Annotated in this window: 19 protein-coding genes, 1 tRNA gene and 1 pseudogene; 6 read left to right on the top strand and 15 right to left on the bottom strand. The window is 74.2% G+C overall.

The annotated features are described in order from the left end of the window. Positions 1 to 156: 156 nt before the first annotated feature. On the top strand, positions 157 to 1302 hold the full coding sequence (locus ACFZAU_RS31385; protein WP_500554956.1) for an inorganic phosphate transporter: 1146 nt from the start codon (positions 157 to 159) through the stop codon (positions 1300 to 1302). 19 nt (positions 1303 to 1321) lie between these two features. After that, entirely contained in the window at positions 1322 to 1558 is a 237-nt protein-coding gene (locus ACFZAU_RS31380) for a hypothetical protein (protein WP_500554955.1), read from the top strand. Positions 1559 to 1601: 43 nt separating this feature from the next. Here ACFZAU_RS31380 and ACFZAU_RS31375 read toward each other — a convergent pair whose 3' ends face one another. From ACFZAU_RS31375 to ACFZAU_RS31335, 9 genes are all read right to left on the bottom strand, one after another. Further along, positions 1602 to 2318 (bottom strand): PIG-L deacetylase family protein, encoded by a 717-nt coding sequence (locus tag ACFZAU_RS31375; RefSeq protein WP_500554992.1) that lies wholly within the window; start codon positions 2316 to 2318, stop codon positions 1602 to 1604. A 187-nt stretch (positions 2319 to 2505) separates the two neighbouring features. Next, positions 2506 to 3051, bottom strand: coding sequence for a hypothetical protein (locus tag ACFZAU_RS31370; protein WP_500554954.1), 546 nt, complete (start codon positions 3049 to 3051; stop codon positions 2506 to 2508). A gap of 5 nt (positions 3052 to 3056) precedes the next feature. Beyond that, the gene (locus ACFZAU_RS31365) at positions 3057 to 3410 is read right to left on the bottom strand and encodes an ArsR/SmtB family transcription factor (protein ID WP_500462339.1); all 354 of its coding nucleotides are present in this window, start codon (positions 3408 to 3410) and stop codon (positions 3057 to 3059) included. Further along, complete coding sequence (locus tag ACFZAU_RS31360) at positions 3407 to 3883, bottom strand: SRPBCC family protein (protein ID WP_500554953.1); 477 nt, start codon at positions 3881 to 3883, stop codon at positions 3407 to 3409. The genes ACFZAU_RS31365 and ACFZAU_RS31360 overlap by 4 nt, the downstream gene beginning before the upstream one ends. A 104-nt stretch (positions 3884 to 3987) precedes the next feature. Further along, entirely contained in the window at positions 3988 to 4719 is a 732-nt protein-coding gene (locus tag ACFZAU_RS31355; protein ID WP_500554952.1) for a tyrosine-protein phosphatase, read from the bottom strand. A gap of 30 nt (positions 4720 to 4749) precedes the next feature. Continuing rightward, positions 4750 to 6222 (bottom strand): FAD-binding protein, encoded by a 1473-nt coding sequence (locus ACFZAU_RS31350; protein ID WP_500554951.1) that lies wholly within the window; start codon positions 6220 to 6222, stop codon positions 4750 to 4752. A 156-nt stretch (positions 6223 to 6378) separates the two neighbouring features. Continuing rightward, positions 6379 to 7596, bottom strand: a complete 1218-nt coding sequence (locus ACFZAU_RS31345; RefSeq protein ID WP_500554950.1) for a hypothetical protein — start codon at positions 7594 to 7596, stop codon at positions 6379 to 6381. Between the two features lie 69 nt (positions 7597 to 7665). After that, positions 7666 to 8190: a SigE family RNA polymerase sigma factor gene (locus ACFZAU_RS31340; RefSeq protein ID WP_500554949.1), complete on the bottom strand. Its 525-nt coding sequence runs from the start codon at positions 8188 to 8190 to the stop codon at positions 7666 to 7668. A gap of 35 nt (positions 8191 to 8225) precedes the next feature. Next, complete coding sequence (locus ACFZAU_RS31335; protein ID WP_500554948.1) at positions 8226 to 9326, bottom strand: MFS transporter; 1101 nt, start codon at positions 9324 to 9326, stop codon at positions 8226 to 8228. A gap of 138 nt (positions 9327 to 9464) precedes the next feature. Here ACFZAU_RS31335 and ACFZAU_RS31330 point away from each other — a divergent pair, with 138 nt between their 5' ends. Beyond that, entirely contained in the window at positions 9465 to 9734 is a 270-nt protein-coding gene (locus tag ACFZAU_RS31330; protein ID WP_500554947.1) for a DUF6343 family protein, read from the top strand. 143 nt (positions 9735 to 9877) lie between these two features. Here the strand turns inward: ACFZAU_RS31330 and ACFZAU_RS31325 are convergent. Further along, positions 9878 to 9951: transfer RNA gene (locus ACFZAU_RS31325), tRNA-Met, on the bottom strand. 53 nt (positions 9952 to 10004) lie between these two features. Beyond that, a complete protein-coding gene (locus ACFZAU_RS31320; protein WP_500554946.1) occupies positions 10005 to 10280 on the bottom strand; it encodes a hypothetical protein in 276 nt (91 codons plus the stop codon). Between the two features lie 455 nt (positions 10281 to 10735). Between ACFZAU_RS31320 and ACFZAU_RS31315 the strand changes: the two are divergent. Beyond that, positions 10736 to 12348 (top strand): annotated as a pseudogene (locus ACFZAU_RS31315) (ABC-F family ATP-binding cassette domain-containing protein). Between the two features lie 75 nt (positions 12349 to 12423). On the opposite strand, the gene ACFZAU_RS31310 reads toward ACFZAU_RS31315, so the two are convergent. After that, a complete protein-coding gene (locus ACFZAU_RS31310) occupies positions 12424 to 13050 on the bottom strand; it encodes a hypothetical protein (RefSeq protein WP_500554945.1) in 627 nt (208 codons plus the stop codon). Between the two features lie 208 nt (positions 13051 to 13258). Between ACFZAU_RS31310 and ACFZAU_RS31305 the strand changes: the two genes are divergently transcribed. Next, positions 13259 to 14701 (top strand): helix-turn-helix domain-containing protein, encoded by a 1443-nt coding sequence (locus tag ACFZAU_RS31305; RefSeq protein ID WP_500554944.1) that lies wholly within the window; start codon positions 13259 to 13261, stop codon positions 14699 to 14701. A 16-nt stretch (positions 14702 to 14717) separates the two neighbouring features. Here the strand turns inward: ACFZAU_RS31305 and ACFZAU_RS31300 are convergent, their stop codons facing one another. Continuing rightward, the gene (locus ACFZAU_RS31300; RefSeq protein WP_500554943.1) at positions 14718 to 15479 is read right to left on the bottom strand and encodes an SDR family oxidoreductase; all 762 of its coding nucleotides are present in this window, start codon (positions 15477 to 15479) and stop codon (positions 14718 to 14720) included. A gap of 168 nt (positions 15480 to 15647) precedes the next feature. Here ACFZAU_RS31300 and ACFZAU_RS31295 point away from each other — a divergent pair, with 168 nt between their 5' ends. After that, positions 15648 to 16529, top strand: coding sequence for a helix-turn-helix transcriptional regulator (locus ACFZAU_RS31295; RefSeq protein ID WP_500554942.1), 882 nt, complete (start codon positions 15648 to 15650; stop codon positions 16527 to 16529). A 9-nt stretch (positions 16530 to 16538) separates the two neighbouring features. On the opposite strand, the gene ACFZAU_RS31290 is transcribed toward ACFZAU_RS31295, so the two are convergent. Continuing rightward, positions 16539 to 16835, bottom strand: coding sequence for a DUF4190 domain-containing protein (locus ACFZAU_RS31290; RefSeq protein ID WP_500554941.1), 297 nt, complete (start codon positions 16833 to 16835; stop codon positions 16539 to 16541). Positions 16836 to 16864: 29 nt separating this feature from the next. Continuing rightward, a complete protein-coding gene (locus ACFZAU_RS31285; protein ID WP_500462325.1) occupies positions 16865 to 17020 on the bottom strand; it encodes a hypothetical protein in 156 nt (51 codons plus the stop codon). Positions 17021 to 17077 lie beyond the last annotated feature (57 nt).

Here is a 17077-nt window from a genome sequence, read left to right as displayed (position 1 = left end):
CCCACCCCTTCCGACCGCCCCTTCCGCCCGCCTCCCCCGCCCGCCCCGGCGAGCCGTGCCGTGCGGGCCACGGGCACCTCGCCTAGCCTGGAATCCCGAGCCGACATCGGTATGCCGGGCCCGGTGACCGCACCGCACCCAGGTGGGAGGTATGCGGTGGGCTCTGTCTCCTTTCTCATCATCGTCGTCATCGTCACGGCTCTCGCCTTCGACTTCACCAACGGGTTCCACGACACCGCCAACTCCATGGCCACGTCGATCGCCACGGGTGCGCTCACGCCCCGGGTGGCCGTGGCGGTGGCGGGCGTGCTGAACCTGCTGGGCGCCTTCCTCTCCACGGAGGTCGCCAAGACCATCTCCAACGGCATCGTCAACGACGCCAAGGTGTCCGCCGTGATGATCTTCGCCGGGCTGGTGGGGGCCATCCTGTGGAACCTCGTGACCTGGCTGCTCGGTCTGCCCTCCAGTTCCTCGCACGCGCTGTTCGGCGGGCTCATCGGCGCGGTCTGGGTGGGCGCGGGCGCGTCCGCGGTCAACGCGGGAGAGGTCCTGGAGAAGATCGTCATCCCGGCGGTCGCCTCACCCGTCGTGGCCTGCGTGGTGGCGATGCTGGCCACCTACCTGGCCTACGTGATCACCAGGCGGACCCGGGGCGACAAGGTGAAGCGGGGCTTCCGGGCCGGCCAGGTCGGCTCCGCCTCGCTCGTGGCGCTCGCCCACGGCACCAACGACGCGCAGAAGACGATGGGGGTCATCACGCTGACGCTCATCTCGGGGGGCCTGCTCGCGCCCGGCACCGGTCCGCCGTGGTGGGTGGTGCTCAGCGCCGGGCTGGCGATCGCACTCGGCACGTACATGGGCGGCTGGCGGATCATCCGCACCATGGGCAGGGGGCTGACGGACATCCAGACGCCGCAGGGCTTCGCCGCCGAGACCAGCGCGACCTCCGTGATCCTCGCGTCCTCGCACCTGGGTTTCGCGCTGTCCACCACCCAGGTCTGCACGGGCAGCATCCTGGGCGCCGGCCTCGGCCGCAGGCTCGCGCAGGTGCGCTGGGGGGTCGCCGGGCGGATCGCGGTGTCCTGGGTGCTGACGCTCCCCGCCGCGGCGGCCGTCGGCGGGGTGGCGGCCTGGGTCGCGGACCACGGCGACCTCGGCGTCGCGCTCGTGGCGGGCGTGGCGGTCGCCGCCGCCGCGGGCTTCTACCTGCTGTCGCGCCGCCGTCCGGTCAACGCGGACAACGTCAACGACTCCCGGTCGGGTGTGCAGGAACCGAGCCCCGCCGGCCAGTCGGCCCGGTGACGGTCAGGAGCGGATGCGCATGGACATCGAATGGGGCAACCTCGGCGCCGTGTTCGGGGCCAGCCTCGGCATCACGATCGCCCTGGTGGTGATGTTCTCGCTGGGCGTCGCCGCGTGGGACCGCGCCGGCGGCGGCCCGCGCGACGGGCAGCCGCGCGACGGCCTGGAGAAGGCGGCCCTGGCCGTGGCGGCCGTGTGCTTCGCCGCGTGCCTGGCGGTGGCGGCGTACGGGATCGACCTGATCGTTCCCGGCTGAGACCGGGACCGAGGCGGTCGGGGCCGGCCCGCCCGACCGGCCGCTACCTCGGGTAGACCTGGAACGCCACCGCAGGGCGCTCGCCGTAGCGCCGGGCCGCGAGCTCCAGGTTGCGGCCGAGGAATTCGCGCGCGTAGTCGGCCGGTTCCTGGTCGGTGAGCGCCCGGATGTACGCCTGGTGCTCGGCGAGGGAGGCGACGGCCCGCTCGACGTCGGCGTCGCCGACCTCGACCGCGTGCGTGGGGTACGGCGATCCGGCGACCGCCGCCCAGCGGACGCCGCCCCAGGGCTCCAGTCCCTCGTCCTCGATCAGTTCCGGGAAGATCCACCGGTTTCCGGCGTCACCGGCGGCGTCCAGGGCGGCCCGGCCGACGGCCCGGTGGTCCGGGGTGTTCCAGACCGTGCCGCCCCAGGTGTCGTGGTGGTTGAACGTGATCAGCAGCTCGGGGCGGTGCCGGCGGATCGCGGCGGCGATCTCGCGGCGCAGGGCCGGTCCCTCCTCTATGACGCCGTCGCGGTGCCCGAGGAACTCCACGGTCCGCACGCCGACCACCTTCGCGCTCGCGCGCTGCTCCGCCTCGCGTATCCGCGCCGCGTCCTGCGGGCGTACGCCGTCGATGCCGGCCTCGCCGCGGGTCGCCAGCAGGTAGCCGATCTCGCGGCCCGCCTCCGTCCAGCGGGCGATGGCCGCGGCGGCGCCGTACTCCAGGTCGTCCGGGTGGGCGACGACGGCGAGCGCCCGCTGCCAGTCCTCGGGCATGGTGTCGAGGTGCTGCTCGGGCACGGGGGGCCGCCTCCTTTGATCCGCAACGGGCGCGTCGAAGCCCTGATCATGGCACGCCCTCCCCGGCCCCCTGGCGTGGGGTCCCCCGGCCCCCGCACGGCCGCGGCCGGCGGTTCCACCACGGGGCCCGGAGGGCCGGGTGCCGGTCAGGCGGGGTCGCCGGTCAGGCCGGGCTGCCGTCCGCCACGGGGGTGGGAGCGGGCAGCGGGGTGACCGTGGCGCCGTCGTCGACGACGGGCTCCGGAGACGGGGCGGCGGCGGGCGCCTGCCCCGCGGTGTGCTTCTTCTCGACGACCTTCTCCGCGGTCTTGCCGCCGAAGTAGAAGCCCACCATCACGATCATGAAGGTGTTGAAGCTGCCGTAGACGTCGTCGAGGAAGCCGGACGTGTCGGCCATGGCCCGGGCGACCTCGCTGTTGAACGAGGCCGCGACGAAGCCGAAGTAGAGGACCGTGAAGGCGGACATCACGGCGGTGCGCACGTCGCGGGAGTCGGTGAAGAGCACCAGGAAGGTGCACAGGCTCATCGCGGGCAGCGCCACGGACAGGCCCGCGATGCCGATGTCCTGCCCGAAGAACCAGAAGGTGGAGGCCACGCCCAGCGCGAGCAGCAGCACGTTGACGACGACGAGCAGCAGGCCCACCTGCCAGTTGATCCGGCCGTCGCCGATGCGGCCGGAGAACCTGTCCGGCGGCCTCTCCCCGTTCACGGCGCTCAGGGTACACCGGGGTCCTGCGAAGTGGCCTCCTCCGCAAGGCGTTTGATGGCCGACAGCCGGGCGTCCCAGCGGGCGGCGACGCGGTCCATCCACCGCGCCGCCGCGACCAGCCGCTCGGGCCGTACGGCGTAGCGCATCTCGCGCCCAGCGCGCCGCCCCGCGACGAGCCCGGCGTGGTCGAGCACGGTGAGGTGCTTGACGATCGCCTGGCGGGACACGGGGAGTTCGGCCGCGAGCACGGTGGCGGTGGCGTCGCCGTGCTCGGCGACGGCGTCCAGGATGCGCCGCCGCATGGGGTCGGCCAGCGCGGCGAAGACGTCCTCCTCGCCGCTGGTGGGGGTCTGCGTCATGCGGGCAGCTTCTCCACGTACGCGGCGAGTCCGGCCGTGACCTCCACCCAGCCCTGCGAGTGGCTCTCGTGGCCGGCGTAGGGGACGCGCTCCTCGGGGATGTCGAGGGCCGCGAAGCCGCTCTCGACCACCCGCAGCCGGGTGCCGTCCCCGTCGGGGGTGAGGGTGAACTCGACCAGGGTGGAGTTGTCCTCCGCGGCCTCCGAGCCGGGGAAGGCGGTGGCCCAGCGGTACGCGAAGTAGCGCGGCGGCTCCACGCCCACGACGCGGCTGGGGTAGACGCCGAAGCCGTGGTCGATCTCGAAGGCGCCGCCGGGCCGCAGGTCGACGTCCGCGGGCGCACCGCTGCCGCCGAGGTCCGCGCCGAACCAGCGGCCGATGTGTTCCGGCCGGGTCAGGACGTCCCACACGCGCTCGACCGGCGCCGCGATGCTGATCTCCCGCTCGATCCGGTCCGGGGTCTGGGTGCTCATGGTGGTTCCTCCGTCGCTGGACAGCATTACGTGCAACTCCAGGGTTGCACGTGAGGACGCCTCGCGCAACCAAGGGGTTGCACGTTGCGGGGTTCCGTCCGGGATCAGTCGGTGAGCAGCGCCCCCCGCAGGGCGGTGAGCAGGGCGTCGTCCGTGCCGAGCCGTGCGCGGGCGTACCCCTCGACGGAACCGTGCTCGGCGGCCAGCCCGGCGAGGAAGATCCGCATCGCGTCGGCGGGCGCCCTCCCCCAGCCGGGCCACCGCAGACTCCGCTCCGGATTGGCCGCCGTCCAGTCCGCGAGCAGACGGGCGGTCGCCAGCTCGCTCAGCGCGTAGTCGGCGACGACGTCCTCCTCCGGCACCCCCAGCAGCCCGAGCACCAGCGCCGCCAGCAGTCCCGTGCGGTCCTTGCCGGCCGCGCAGTGGAAGACCAGCGGCCCGCTGGTTCCGGCGGCGATCACCTCCAGCGCGCGGGCCAGTTCCTCGACGCCGTCGGCCGCGACCTCGGCGTGCAGCCGTGCGTAGAAGGCGGTCGTGTCGACCTCCGGCCCGAACGCGGTCTGGTCCACGGGCCGGTGCTCGATGCTGAGGTTGTGGTACGCGACCCCGGTGGCGGCCGGGACGCGCCCCTTGGCCTCGATCTCGAACGGGTAGCGCAGGTCGATGACCGTACGCACGCCGAGGGCTGCGAACCGCTCCAGGTCCGCGCCCCCGAGCTTCGAGAGCGCGTCGGAACGGTAGAGCCGCCCCCAGCGGACCGTACGGCCGCCGGCCGTGCGGTAGCCGCCCAGGTCACGGAAGTTGTGCAGTCGCTCGAACGCGATATGTCTCCCCATGGGGGGACCTTACGGGGCCGCCGTCCCGCTTCAGAAGATCCCCTGACCGGGGACGAGGACCCCCCGGGGGTCGTAGCGCCGCCGGGCCGCCGCCAGCGCGGGCCACGCGGGACCGAAGTGGGTCCGCCAGTCGGCCCGGCCGAAGGGGACGGAGCCGACCGGGTACTGCGTGCCGCCCGCCGCACGGGTGGCCTCGAACCCGGCCCGGTTGGCGGCCAGGAGACGGTCGATCGTCGCGGTGTCCTGCGGCGGGGTGGTGCGCAGCACCGCGAGCAGGTACGGGACCGGGTCCGCGCCGGCCCGCAGCAGGGGACGGTGCAGGCGCTCGCGCAGCAGCGGGTACAGCAGCACGACACCAGGGCCGAGGTCGGCGGGCGTGAGGGCGTCGAGGATGCCCCCGGCGACGGCGACGGCCGCGTCGCCGGGGATGAGCAGGTTCAGCCAGGGATGGGCGAAGTCCCACAGACCGGCGGCCTTCAGCGCCTCCACCGAGGCGGCGAGCCGGTCGAGGAAGGCGAAGTAGCCGAGGTCCTCGATCTGCACGCCCGCGGTGTCGTGGCGCAGCCCGGCGAGCAGCGCGGCGTCGTCGGGCGCGGCGTCGTAGGAGACGGCCTCCAGCACGTAGCCGCGGAAGGAGCCGTCGGCGTCGGGGACGACCTGGCCCTCGACGTAGCCGAACCGGCCGTCGGTGACCAGCGTTCGCTGGTCGGCGAGGAAGGTGCCGAGGTCGTGGTACGGCAGCAGGTAGTGCCGGACCGTCGTCGGGGCCGTGACCAGGCGCAGCGTGGCCGAGACGATGACGGCGCACTGGCCCAGGCCCGCCAGCACCGCCTCGAACAGGTCCCGGTGCCGCGACGCCGAGCAGCGGACCAGCTCGCCCGCGCCCGTGACGACCTGCAGTTCGGTGACGTTGTCGACCTGCGCGCCGTGGTGGTGGCTCTGGCCGCCGAGTCCGCCCACGGACAGCGTGCCGCCGACGGAGAGTTCGAGGTAGTCGGTGAACACGGGCGGCGTGAGGCCGTGCGCCAGGGTGGCCCTGGTGACGTCGCTCCACTTGGCCCCCGCGCCGACGGTGACGGTGCGGCTGCGCGGTCCGACCGGACCGATCTGCGCCAGGGGCGTGGTCTCGACGACCAGTCCGCCGTCCACCTGCGCCTGGCCGGAGGTCCCGTGGCCCTGGCCGCGCGGCGCCACCTTCAGTCCGTGCCGGTTGCAGAAGCGCACCATGGCGACGACGTCGTCCACCGACCCCGGGCGCAGCACGGCGACCGGCCTGCGGTGCACGACGTGCCCGAAGTCGTCCGCAGCGGCGCCGAGGGAGGCGTCGTCGGTGAGCAGCGTCCCGTCCAGCCGGGGAAGGCCCACCAGCGCGCCGTCCGCCCGCTCCGCGGCGTCCGCCGCCACGGCCCAGCTCCTGCCGACCGGGTCGAACCCGACCGCCACGGCGCCGGCAGCCGTCGCCGCCGTTCGCAACATGGCACGCCTGGACGGGAGTTGGGACATGCGCGCTCCCCTGAACGGGTCGGTGGACGGTACGACAGTCCGGGATTCTAGGCCCGCCGTCCCCGCGTCGACAGCGGCTCGGGAAATCCCGTGCGACCACGGGCGACGCTAACCGGCCCGCGGCCGGGCGGCCCGCCGGACGGGCCGCCCGGGTGATCATCCGAGCGAGTTCCACCGGGAGTCGGTGGCGGCCGCCACGAGCTGGTCCATGGTGAGGGCGGGTGCGGACCGGGTGGGGGGCCGGTGGTAGCCGCCGGAGTTGAGTTCCGCGACGACGACACGCAACCCGTCGGGGCGCACGGTGTCGGCGATCCACTGCCTGATCCCCGCCCCGCCCTTGTCGCCCGGCCCTTGGCGGGTCTGCACCTCGGTCCCGTCGGGCAGCTTCTTGGGGTCCGTGAACCGCAGCGCCGCGGTTTGCTCCGGGTCCCAGTGCTGGACGTTGACCTCGACCAGCGTTGCCCCGTGGCCGTCGTCCACGGTGATGTGGGCGTAGCCGTCCTCGGCGACCGGCTCCGTGATCTTCAGCCCTGACGGCATGACGGCCTTGAGGCGCTTGAGGATCTCCTTTCCGCTCACCTCGCCGGATCCGGCGGCGGGTTCCTCGGGCGTGGCCGACGGGTCGGGGAACGAGGCAAGCACACGCTTCCAGTCCGCCGCGCCCACCACGGCGCCGAGTTGGGCCGTGCTGAGCGGCGGGTCCTCCCGGGTGGTGTGCTCTGCCTTCTGCTCGGTGGCGTTCCACTCGTCGACCGCGATCTCGAAGCCCTCCAGGGTGGTCAGGACGGCCCGCCAGTTCTTGGGCCCCATGCGCTCGTCCTGGTACTCCCAGGTCTTGAGGACCACCAGCACCGACCCGTTCGCGAGTTTCGTGCGCGCGCAGGCGCTGCCTTCCCTCAAGGTCGTGAGGTCGGGACAGCGCGTGCGGTCCTGACCGGGCGTGGCCCGCTTGATGTCGACGGCGATGGTCGAGGCGCCGCGGCCGTCGTCCCACACGACCTGGGCCCTGGGCCACATGTCCGCCGCGGGCCGCGTGTCGGTGGCGTGCCCGCTGAGGATCCTGCCCTCGGGGAGGAGGCCCTCGAACAGGGCGAGCATCTTCCGGTCGGAGTCCGTCTCGGGACCCCATCCGGTGTTCCGGTCCACCGCCACCGCGGCGGGGCCGGCGCTCCGCGCGCCCTCGCGCGGTACGACCACCGCGGCCGTCACCCCCGCGGCCGCCACCGCCGTGACCGTGCCGACGACGGCGGCCGTACGGCGGCGGCGGAATCGCCGGCCACGGGTGAGTCCGACCGCGGCCAGTGCGCTGCCGTCGGTGCTGAAGGTGTCGCCGGTGCGCCGCAGCGCGGCGCCGAGGTCGTCTTCGAAGGGCATGGTGGACCACCGTCCGGAGGAGAAGCGGAAGAAGCAGGGAGGAAAGGGGCTGAGGGGAGAGGGGTGGGTTCAATAGGAGGAGACGAGTTCCGCGAGGCTGTCGCCGAGCAGTTCACGGAGCCTGGCGAGGGCCCGCACCGACCGGCTGCGCACGGCACTGGAGCTGACCCGCATCGCGTCGGCGGTCTCCTCGATGCTGCGGTCCTCCCAGTAGCGGAGGACCACGACCGCGCGGTCCTTGGGCGCCAGCCGGGCGAGCGCGTCGAGGAGGGTCAGCCGCAGCAGCGCGGTGTCGCTGTCGGAGCCGTCGGCGGCCGCGGGCACGTCGGGGAGTTCGCCCGTGGGCGCCTCGCCGCTGCTGCGCCGCCGCCGGTGGGTGAGGAAGGTGCGGACGAGCACGGTCTGCGCGTAGCCGGAGGGGTTGCCCACCCGGGACACCCGCCGCCAGGTGACGTACAGCTTGCCGAGGGTCTCCTGCACGAGGTCCTCGGCGAGGTGGGTGTCACCGCCGGTGAGCAGGCAGGCCGACCGGAAGAGGTGTGCCGCGCGGGTCCTCGCGAAGTCCAGGTAGTCCTTCGTACGGTCCTCGTGCATGCCCCACCCCGTTGTCGTCCGGCACCGCCTTCACCTCACTGACGTCGTGGGGGTGCGGAAATGTTGCACCGCGAGAGCAGGATCACGGGAAGCAGGAGCGGAAGGGCCGCCAGGGCGAACAGCGGCCCCGGCCCCGACCAGTGCGAGCCCAGGGCCCACAGGCCGAAGAGGAGCAGGGAGCCGGCCTCGGAGCCCAGGCCCGCCAGGGAGGTGACCGTGGCGCGGGTGCGGTCGGTGATGCGCTCCTGGAGGCGGGCGTCGGCGGCCGTCGTCGCCCAGTCGAGGAGGCCGAAGGCCACGGCCACCAGGACCAGGCCCGCCGGGTGCGTGCCCGCCGCGCCCGCGGCCAGGCAGGCGGCGGCCACCGCCGGCGCGAGCGGCGCCCAGCGGGTGCCACGGCCCGCGAGCCAGCCCCCGGCCGTGGAACCCGCGGTCACCAGGAGCACCAGCAGCGGAACGAAGGACGCCCGGACGCCGGTCGCCTGCGCGAGCAGCGGGACGTACTCGTCCAGCGCGGTCGCGCCGGCCAGCAGGGAGACGACGGCCACCATGCGCCCCGCGCCGGGGGCGTGCCGGGCCTGGGCGAGGGCCTCGCGCAGCAGCCCGGCGCCGGACGCCGCGGGGTCGTCGTCCTCCGCGGCGGCCCTGCGGCCCCGGGGCTCGGGCAGGGCGAGGGCGGCCGGCGCGGTCAGTACGGTGACCGCGACACTGGCCAGCCCGACCGCCCGGTCACCACCGGCCGCGAGGAGCGGGCCGGCCAGCGCGGTCGCGGCGAGGGCCGCCGTGGTGCCGATGGCCTGCGCCCGGCCGGTGAGACGGGCGTACGCGTGGGGGGCGCCGACGCGGGTCAGCTCCTCGTGGACCAGGGCCTGCAGCGCACCGGACCGCAGGGCGGAACCGGCGCCCCACAGCACGAAGCCTGCGGCGAAGGAGGCGTAGCACGGCCACAGGGTCCACAGCGTGAAGCCCGCCCCGGCGAGCAGAGGCGCGAGCGTGAGCAGGGCGCGCCGCGAGAAGCGGTCGGCCCACACGCCCGAGGGCACCTCGAGCAGGAACGCCGTGAGTGACCACACGGCGAAGAGCGAGGAGATCCCGGCCTCCGACAGCCCGGCGTCGGCGAAGAGCACCGCGTACACCGGGTAGAGCGGGATCAGGTCCTCGAGGAACGCGTAGGCGCAGAGCCTGCGCGCCAGTGGTGACTCCGGTGAGGATCAATGTCGCCATGTCATGGGAAGAGCGTAGCCGGGTACGAACCGGTTGAGGAGGCGTTTTCCATGCGCATGGGACGTACCGGCAACGAACCCCTGCGGGCTCGCAGCGCTCTGCGGATGCGGCTCGCGCTGGCGGCCTTCGGCCTGGTCTGGGCGATCGCAGGGACGGTGCTCTTCGCGGACCTCGGAAGCACCGGGTGGGCCGTCTTCTTCGGTGTGCTGGCACTCGCCGCGGCCGTGGACCTGGTCGTGGTCGTCCGGCACATCCGCCAGGGCCCGCACTGGCAGCCCGGTCGCGACGTGCCGCCCTACGAACCGGTCCGCAAACGCTGAGGCGGACGCCGGGGTGGCCGCGGGGGCCCATCAGGGTTGCCCGCGGGGGCGACACGGCGCGCACGGCCGGACACGTACGGGTACCGGAACGGGAAGGGGAACGCCGAAGGCCCGGTGCAGATGCACCGGGCCTTCGGATCCAGTAGCGGGGACAGGATTTGAACCTGCGACCTCTGGGTTATGAGCCCAGCGAGCTACCGAGCTGCTCCACCCCGCGTCGGTGAACATCACTCTACGGGGTGTCGGCGCCAGGACCAAATCCATTTGCGGTCAGCCCCCGCCGGCGCGGACCCCGGCCTCGGCGGTGGCCACCGCCGGCGCGCCCGCCGGCACCGCGACGGGCCGGGCCGGATCGCCCCGGAGGCCACGACCGCGCCGAGCTGCGGGCGGCACCAACGCGATGGTCGCCGCGCCGGGGCCGGGGACGACCACGTGGTGCGCCCGCAGGGGCGGGACGAGGCGGTGCGGGAGCTGCTGCGGACGGCGGCGCCGCGCATGAAGGAGCAGGTCGGCGAAGTGTCGGAGCGGGTCATGGCCCGGCTGCACGCCGAGGTCCCTGGTTTTGTGGACCGCGCCGACGATCCCGACTGCTCCCTGGACGGCTTCGCGAGGATGATTCACCACGTACCTCGACCGGCTCGCCGACCCGGAGCGCGCCGTGGCGCCGGGGGTGGCGGACACCGCCGGAGGGCCGGTCGGCACGACCGACGGGAACGCCGCGGGCGGCCAGGAGCGCCCGGAGCGGGCCCACGGGGGCGCCCGGTAAATGCGTTGCCGGGTGCCCGGTCCCGGCGTAGTTTCTGCTCCGGCCCTGTCACCGCCCGATTGGAGAAGGCCGTTGCTCTTCTGAGGTCAGGGACACCGTGCCCGCGGCGCCGAACCGGCGTCCGCGTGGGCCGTGTACGACCTCGGCCGTGAGCAGCCGCCTCCGCGCAGCGCCCGCCTTCCGGTGTCCCCGTGTGCCGACCCCGTCGACATCCACGAGCACCCCGGAGGACCGCATGGGACATCCCACCCTTTCCATCACCTGCACCGACCTCTCCTTCGCCTGGCCGGACGGCACTCCCGTCCTGGACGACTTCCAGCTCGCCGTCGGCCCCGGCCGTACGGGCCTGATCGGGCTCAACGGCTCGGGGAAGTCCACCCTGTTGAAACTCATCGCGAGCGAACTGGCGCCCGTGGACGGCACGGTGCGCGTCGCGGGCGAGATCGGGTACCTGCCGCAGGACGCCGTCCTCGACACCGCGCTGCGGGTGGACGAGGCCCTGGGTGTCGCGGATGCCCGGGCCGCCCTGCGCGCCATCGAGGCCGGCGACGTACGCGAGGAGCACTTCGCGGCGGTCGGCGACGACTGGGACGTGGAGGAGCGGGCACGCGCCGCGCTCGACGGCATCGGGCTGGACCACGTCGGCCTCGACCGGGTCGTCGGGGAGCTGTCCGGCGGCGAGGGCGTCCTGCTGCGGCTGGCGGCCCTGCTGTTGCGCCGTCCGGACGTGCTGCTGCTCGACGAGCCGACCAACAACCTGGACCTGGCGGCCCGGCGGCGGCTCCACGAGGCGGTCGCGGGCTGGAACGGCGTGCTGGTGGTCGTCTCCCACGACCGCGAGCTGCTCCGGCACGTCGACCGGATCGCCGAGCTGCGCGACGGCGGGGTCCGCTGGTACGGGGGCGACATCGAGGCCTACGAGGAGGCCCTGGCCGCCGAACAGGAGGCAGCCGAGCGGATGCTGCGCGTGGCGGAGGCCGACGTGCGCCGCCAGAAGCGGGAACTGGCGGACGCCCACGTCAAGCTGGCCCGCCGGGTGCGGTACGGGCAGAAGATGTACGACTCCAAGCGGGAGCCGCGCGCCGTGATGAAACTGCGCAAGCGCAGCGCGGAGGTGTCGGCGGGCAAGCACCGCGTCCTGCACACCGAGCGGCTGGCGGAGGCGAGAAACGGCTGGACGAGGCCGTCGACGCGGTGCGGGACGACGACGAGATCCGCGTCGACCTGCCGCACACCGCGGTCCCGGCCGGCCGGACGGTGCTGACGCTGCGTGCGCTGCGGACGGCGTACGGGGCGCCGGCCGGGGACCTGGAACTGCGGGGCCCGGAACGGATCGCGCTGATCGGCCGGAACGGCGCCGGCAAGACGACGCTGCTGCGGACGATCACCGGTGAACTGCCCCCGGCGGCGGGCGAGGCGGTGGCGCACGTGCCGTTGCGCTTCCTGCCGCAGCGGCTGGACGTCCTGGACGACGAGCTGTCGGTGGTGGCCAACGTGGCGCGGTTCGCCCCGGAGGCCACGGGCAACCGCATCCGCGCGTCGCTCGCCCGCTTCCTGTTCCGCGGCGGGCGGGCCGACCAGGCGGCCGGTTCGCTGTCGGGCGGGGAGCGGTTCCGGGCGTCGCTCGCGGCGCTGATGCTCGCCCAGCCGGCGCCGCAACTGCTCCTGCTGGACGAGCCGACGAACAGCCTGGACATGGCGAGCGTGCGGCAGTTGACGACGGCGCTGGCCTCCTACGAGGGGGCGCTGGTCGTGGCGAGCCACGACCTGCCGTTCCTGCGGGACATCGGCGTCACGCGCTGGCTGCGGCTCGACGCGGAAGGCCTGACCCGCGTCGAGCCGCTGTGACGGGTACGGTGCCGCTCCGGCGGCGGGGCTCCCCCCGGGGCCCCGCCGCCGGTGTCCGTGGGCCGCTCGGCGGCGTCAGCGGTAGAGCTTGTTCACGGCGGTCCGGGTGGTCTTCTTGAAGGCCTTCAGCGGGATCCGGTCGAGGGTGCCCATCTGGCCCCACTCGACGACGGTGACGGTGCGGCCGTCGCGCCCGATGCCGTAGAGCCGGACGTTGTGCTCGGACTCGGGGGGCGCCACGTGCACGCCGTAGACGTGCGCGCCCTCCTCCACGGCGAGGCCGCCGAAGTCCTTCCAGTCGGCCTGGGAGCCCGGGTTCTGCTCCATGAAGCGGGCGACGCAGCCCCGCACGGACGAGCGGAGCTCGGCGGCCAGGTCGCGCGCGGCCTTGGTGTTCTTGGCCGTGAAGGTGACCTGCTGGGCGTTGGTGTCGAGTTCGGTCCAGAACGAGCGGTAGGAGACGCCCTTGCGGGGCAGGCCGCTCAGGGCGCAGGCGACGCCGCCCTCGGGCAGGCCGGCGCGGACCCGGTCGGCGTACCAGGGCGAGAAGGAGTAGGGCGGCAGTTCCTTCGGCGCGAGGAACCTCGGCGCCTTCGTGGACGCGGCGGCCCCGGCCTCGGCGGAGCCGGCGGCGAGGAGCGAGGTGGCGGCGACCGTGGCGAGCGCGGTCGCGGCGGCGCGGCGGACGGCGGTGCGGTTCAAGGTGGATCCCCCGTGGTCAGGTCGTGGACGAGGACCGTCGCCGGACGGCGGCGGTGCTGCACCCCAGCCTGTGCGGCGCCGTCACGGCCCGGCAACAGCCGAGGCCGCTTCCGGGACGCCGGAACGGTTGCGCGTACCCTGGCCTGGGGAGACGTGAGCGCCCTGGAACGGGCGGCCGGGACACGGGAAGGCGTCGGGGGCGCGGGACATGGGTGGTACGGCGGCGGGCAGTGAGCACTTCGCCCGGAACTTACGGGAGCTGAAGGACCGTTCGGGGCTGAGCTACGGGCAGCTGGCGACCCGGTTGCACGTCAGCACGTCGACCCTGCACCGCTATTGCAACGGTGACGCGGTGCCGGCCGACTACGCGGTCGTGGAGCGTCTGGCGCGGCTGTGCGGCGCGGGACCGGACGAGCTGGTCGAGCTGCACCGCCGCTGGGTGCTCGCGGACGCGGTCCGCCGGGTGGGCAACCGCGGCGGCGCCGCGGGGGCGGCGGAGCGGCGTGAAGAGGGCGACGGCTCCGGGGAAGGCGATCCGGACGGCGGCACGGACACGGCCCCCGACGGGAACGCGCCCGCGCGCGACGGCCTGCGGCCGGAGGTCGACGTGGCTCCGGAGGCGGCACCTGGGACGGCTCCGGGCGCTGCTCCCGGGACGGCACCGCAGCCGCCCGCCGGGGAACTCGAGCCGATCGGCACCGTCCCGGCACCGCGGCGGCCGCGCTCCTGGCGCCGCCGCTTGTCCCGGCCCGCCGTCGCCGGATCGGTGGCCGCGCTGGTGCTCACCGGCGCCGCGCTGGCGATGACCGACGGCACCGGCGGCGAGGACCCGCCGGCCCGCGCCGCCTCCTCGCCCTCCACGCGCTCCGGCGACGCGGTGGGCGCCTCTCCCTCGACGGCTGTCACGGGCAAGGCCCCGGCGTCGCCGGGCGCGTCCCCCTCGCGGCGGGCGCCGTCCACCGAGCCGGGGGTGACGGGCTCGAAGGCGGTTCCGCGTCCACCCGGCGGGGTGGGCACCACCTCCCGCGCCCCGGTGCCGGCGCAGCCACTGGTCTGGAGCGTGCGCTCGCACGTCTGGGAGAACGGTTGCAGCCACCGCTACCTCATCGACCGGCCGCCCGCGGACGTCCCTCCCCCGCCGGTCTCCCAGGACGCGCGCGCCTGGGCCGGTGCCCTGGGCGCCGTGCACGGCGCCACGACCGTCGTCGAGGCCACGATCCGCGGGAAGGGCGCGGCACCTGTGGTGGTGCAGGCCCTGCACATCCGCGTCGTCGACCGCCGGAGCCCGCTGCGCTGGTCCACGTACTCGATGGACAACGGCTGCGGCGGGGCGCTGTCGCCCGCCGAGTACGCGGTGGACCTCGACGCCGCCCGCCCGCAGCCGCAACCGCGGGACGGCAACGACAGCGAGCACACCATCCCCGTCGTCCGGCTGCCCTACCAGGTCTCCGACCGGGACCCGCTCGTGCTCCGGGTGCACGCCCGCACGCTGCGCTGCGACTGCGACTGGTTCCTGGAACTGGAGTGGAGCGCCGGCGGCCGCTCGGGCACCGTCCGGCTCGACGACGGCGGACGCCCCTTCCGCACCAGCGGCGTCAAGGGCCGTCCCGAGTACGGCTACTGGTCCCCTTCCGGCTGGACCCTGAACTAGCACCGCGGCAAGGGGGTCAGCCCGCGCGGCCGGGGAGCATGGCCAGGGCCTTGGAGCGCTGTGCGACGAGCCCGTCGTAGGTGCCGTCGCGCTCGGCCCAGCGGTGCGTCAGGACGCGCTTCACGAGGACTTCGCGGGGGGTGGGGTCCTGCGAGAGCAGCTGCAGGACCTCGGTGGCGAAGTCGTCGAGCGGCAGCGCGTGCGGGTTCACCTTCTCCTGGCCGGCCGTGGCGACGGCCGGGGGGACGAGTTCGACGACGTCGACACCGGTGCCGTCGAGCTGCGCGCGCAGTGCCTCGGAGTAGGCGTGCACGGCGGCCTTCGACGCGGCGTAGCTGGGCATGGGCGGGAACGGCAGGAAGGCGATGCCGGAGGTGACGGTGACGAAGGTGCCCTCGCCCCGCCGGACCAGGTGCGGGGTGAAGGCGTCGACGACGCGGACGGTGCCGAGCAGGTTGGTGTCGATCGTCGTGCGTGCGGTCTCGAAGTGCGCGGGGTCGCGCAGGTCCTCGACGAGCATGACGCCCGACGTGACGACGACGGTGTCCAGCCCGGGGTGGCGGACGAGGACCGCGTCACGGAGGGAGGCGACGGAGGAGCCGTCGGTGACGTCGACGGCGAACGTGCCGAAGCCCTCTCCGGCGAGTTCCGCGAGGGCCCGGGTGCTGCGGCCGGCGACGGCCACGGTGCTGCCCGCCGCGGCGAACCGGCGGGCCAGCTCCCGGCCGATTCCCGAGGTCCCGCCGACGACGAGGACGGTGCGGTTGGAGAGATCCACGAGATCTTCCCTTCGGATCGGAACGCCGAGGGGGTTCGGACCCGCGGCGCAGACTGTGTTGTCGGTTCCGAAGTCTCGAACGTGTCCGCCGGACCCGGCAGAGCCCCCGTCCTCCCTGGTCCTGCCAGGTCCCCCTTCGCGGCGCGCGGACCGCATTACGGTGGCGGTATGAACGACGAGGAATCCGGCAACCGGCTCGGCGGCTACCTCCGCGCCCGGCGCGAGCTGGTCTCCCCGGCCCAGGCGGGCCTCCCGCCCGGCGGCAACCGGCGCGTGCCCGGGCTGCGCCGTGAGGAGGTCGCCCTGCTCGCCGGGATCAGCCCGGACTACCACCTGCGCCTGGAGCGGGGCCGGGACAAGAACCCCTCGCCGCAGGTCCTCGAGGCGCTCGCGCGGGTGCTGCGGCTCGACGACGTCGAGCGCGCCTATCTGCTCGGCCTGACGGCGGCACGCCCGAGGGCGCCGCGCCGCAGGCGGCCCGAGCACGTACCGCAGCGGGTGCACGAGCTGCTCGCGCACCTGCAGATCCCCGCGTTCGTGGAGGGGCGCGCCTTCGACGTGCTGGCCTCCAACCCGATGGCGGTCGCGCTCTCCCCCCGTCTGCGGCCGGGCGAGAACCGGCTTCGTTCCCTCCTCCTCGATCCCGAGGAGCAGGCCTTCCAGCAGGACTGGACGAGAGCCACCGCCGATTTCGTGGCCGCCTTGCGCACGACCATCGGGGACGACACCGACGACCCACGGTTCGTCGAGCTGGTCGGGGAGCTCGCGCTGTCCAGTCAGCGGTTCCGCACCCTGTGGGCCCGGCACGACGTCCGCACGCTGGACGGCGGCACGACCACGGTGAACCACCCCGTCGTCGGCGAACTGCGCCTCCACCGCGAGAAACTCGCCATCGACGACGTCATCCTCGTCCTCTATTACCCCGACAAGGGCAGCGACAGCGACGAGAAGCTGCGGCTCCTCGCCGCGCTCTCACCCGCCGGGTCCGACGCCACGGCGCCCGACGGGCCGAAGGGCACCCCCCGCGGGAAGGCACCCCGACGTCCCTGACCCCCGCGGTCAGAGGCCGAACGGCCAGATGAAGCCGCGGTTCATGGTGATGAGCACGACCAGCACCATCAGGTCGGCCGCGCCGAGCACCAGACCGGCGATCGCCCGTACGGGACGCCGGGTGCCCCGGACGAGCGCGACGCCGCCGAGGATCAGGGCGAAGGGGCCGAGCACGATGTTGAAGGCCAGCAGTCCGACCAGGCCCAGCACGAACGCGGCGACGGCCATGCCGTCGGAGCCGTCCGAGCCCGACTGGGCCTTCGCTGCGCGCAGTTCGCGCTCGTGGGCGGATGCGTAGGAGTCCATGGGTGGGTTCCCCCCTGGGAGACGTGGGATCAGCGGTGGCGGTGGTGTGCGACGCGCTCGCGGACGTAGAACGTGAGCAGCCAGGCACCGACCACGCCCACCGCGACGAAGAAGACGGGCAACGGGGTGTACGAGACGGTGCCCAGGAGGATCCCCATGGCGACCAGGACGACGAGGAGGGTCACGGGCGGGTGCCTTTCTCGGTTGCCGGATGGCACTGCGGGCTGCGGACGTCGGCCGAC

This window comes from Streptomyces sp. NPDC008238 (assembly GCF_042956445.1).
In the GTDB taxonomy this organism is placed as follows: Bacteria; Actinomycetota; Actinomycetes; order Streptomycetales; family Streptomycetaceae; genus Actinacidiphila.
This window is presented reverse-complemented; position numbering and strand designations above follow the sequence as displayed.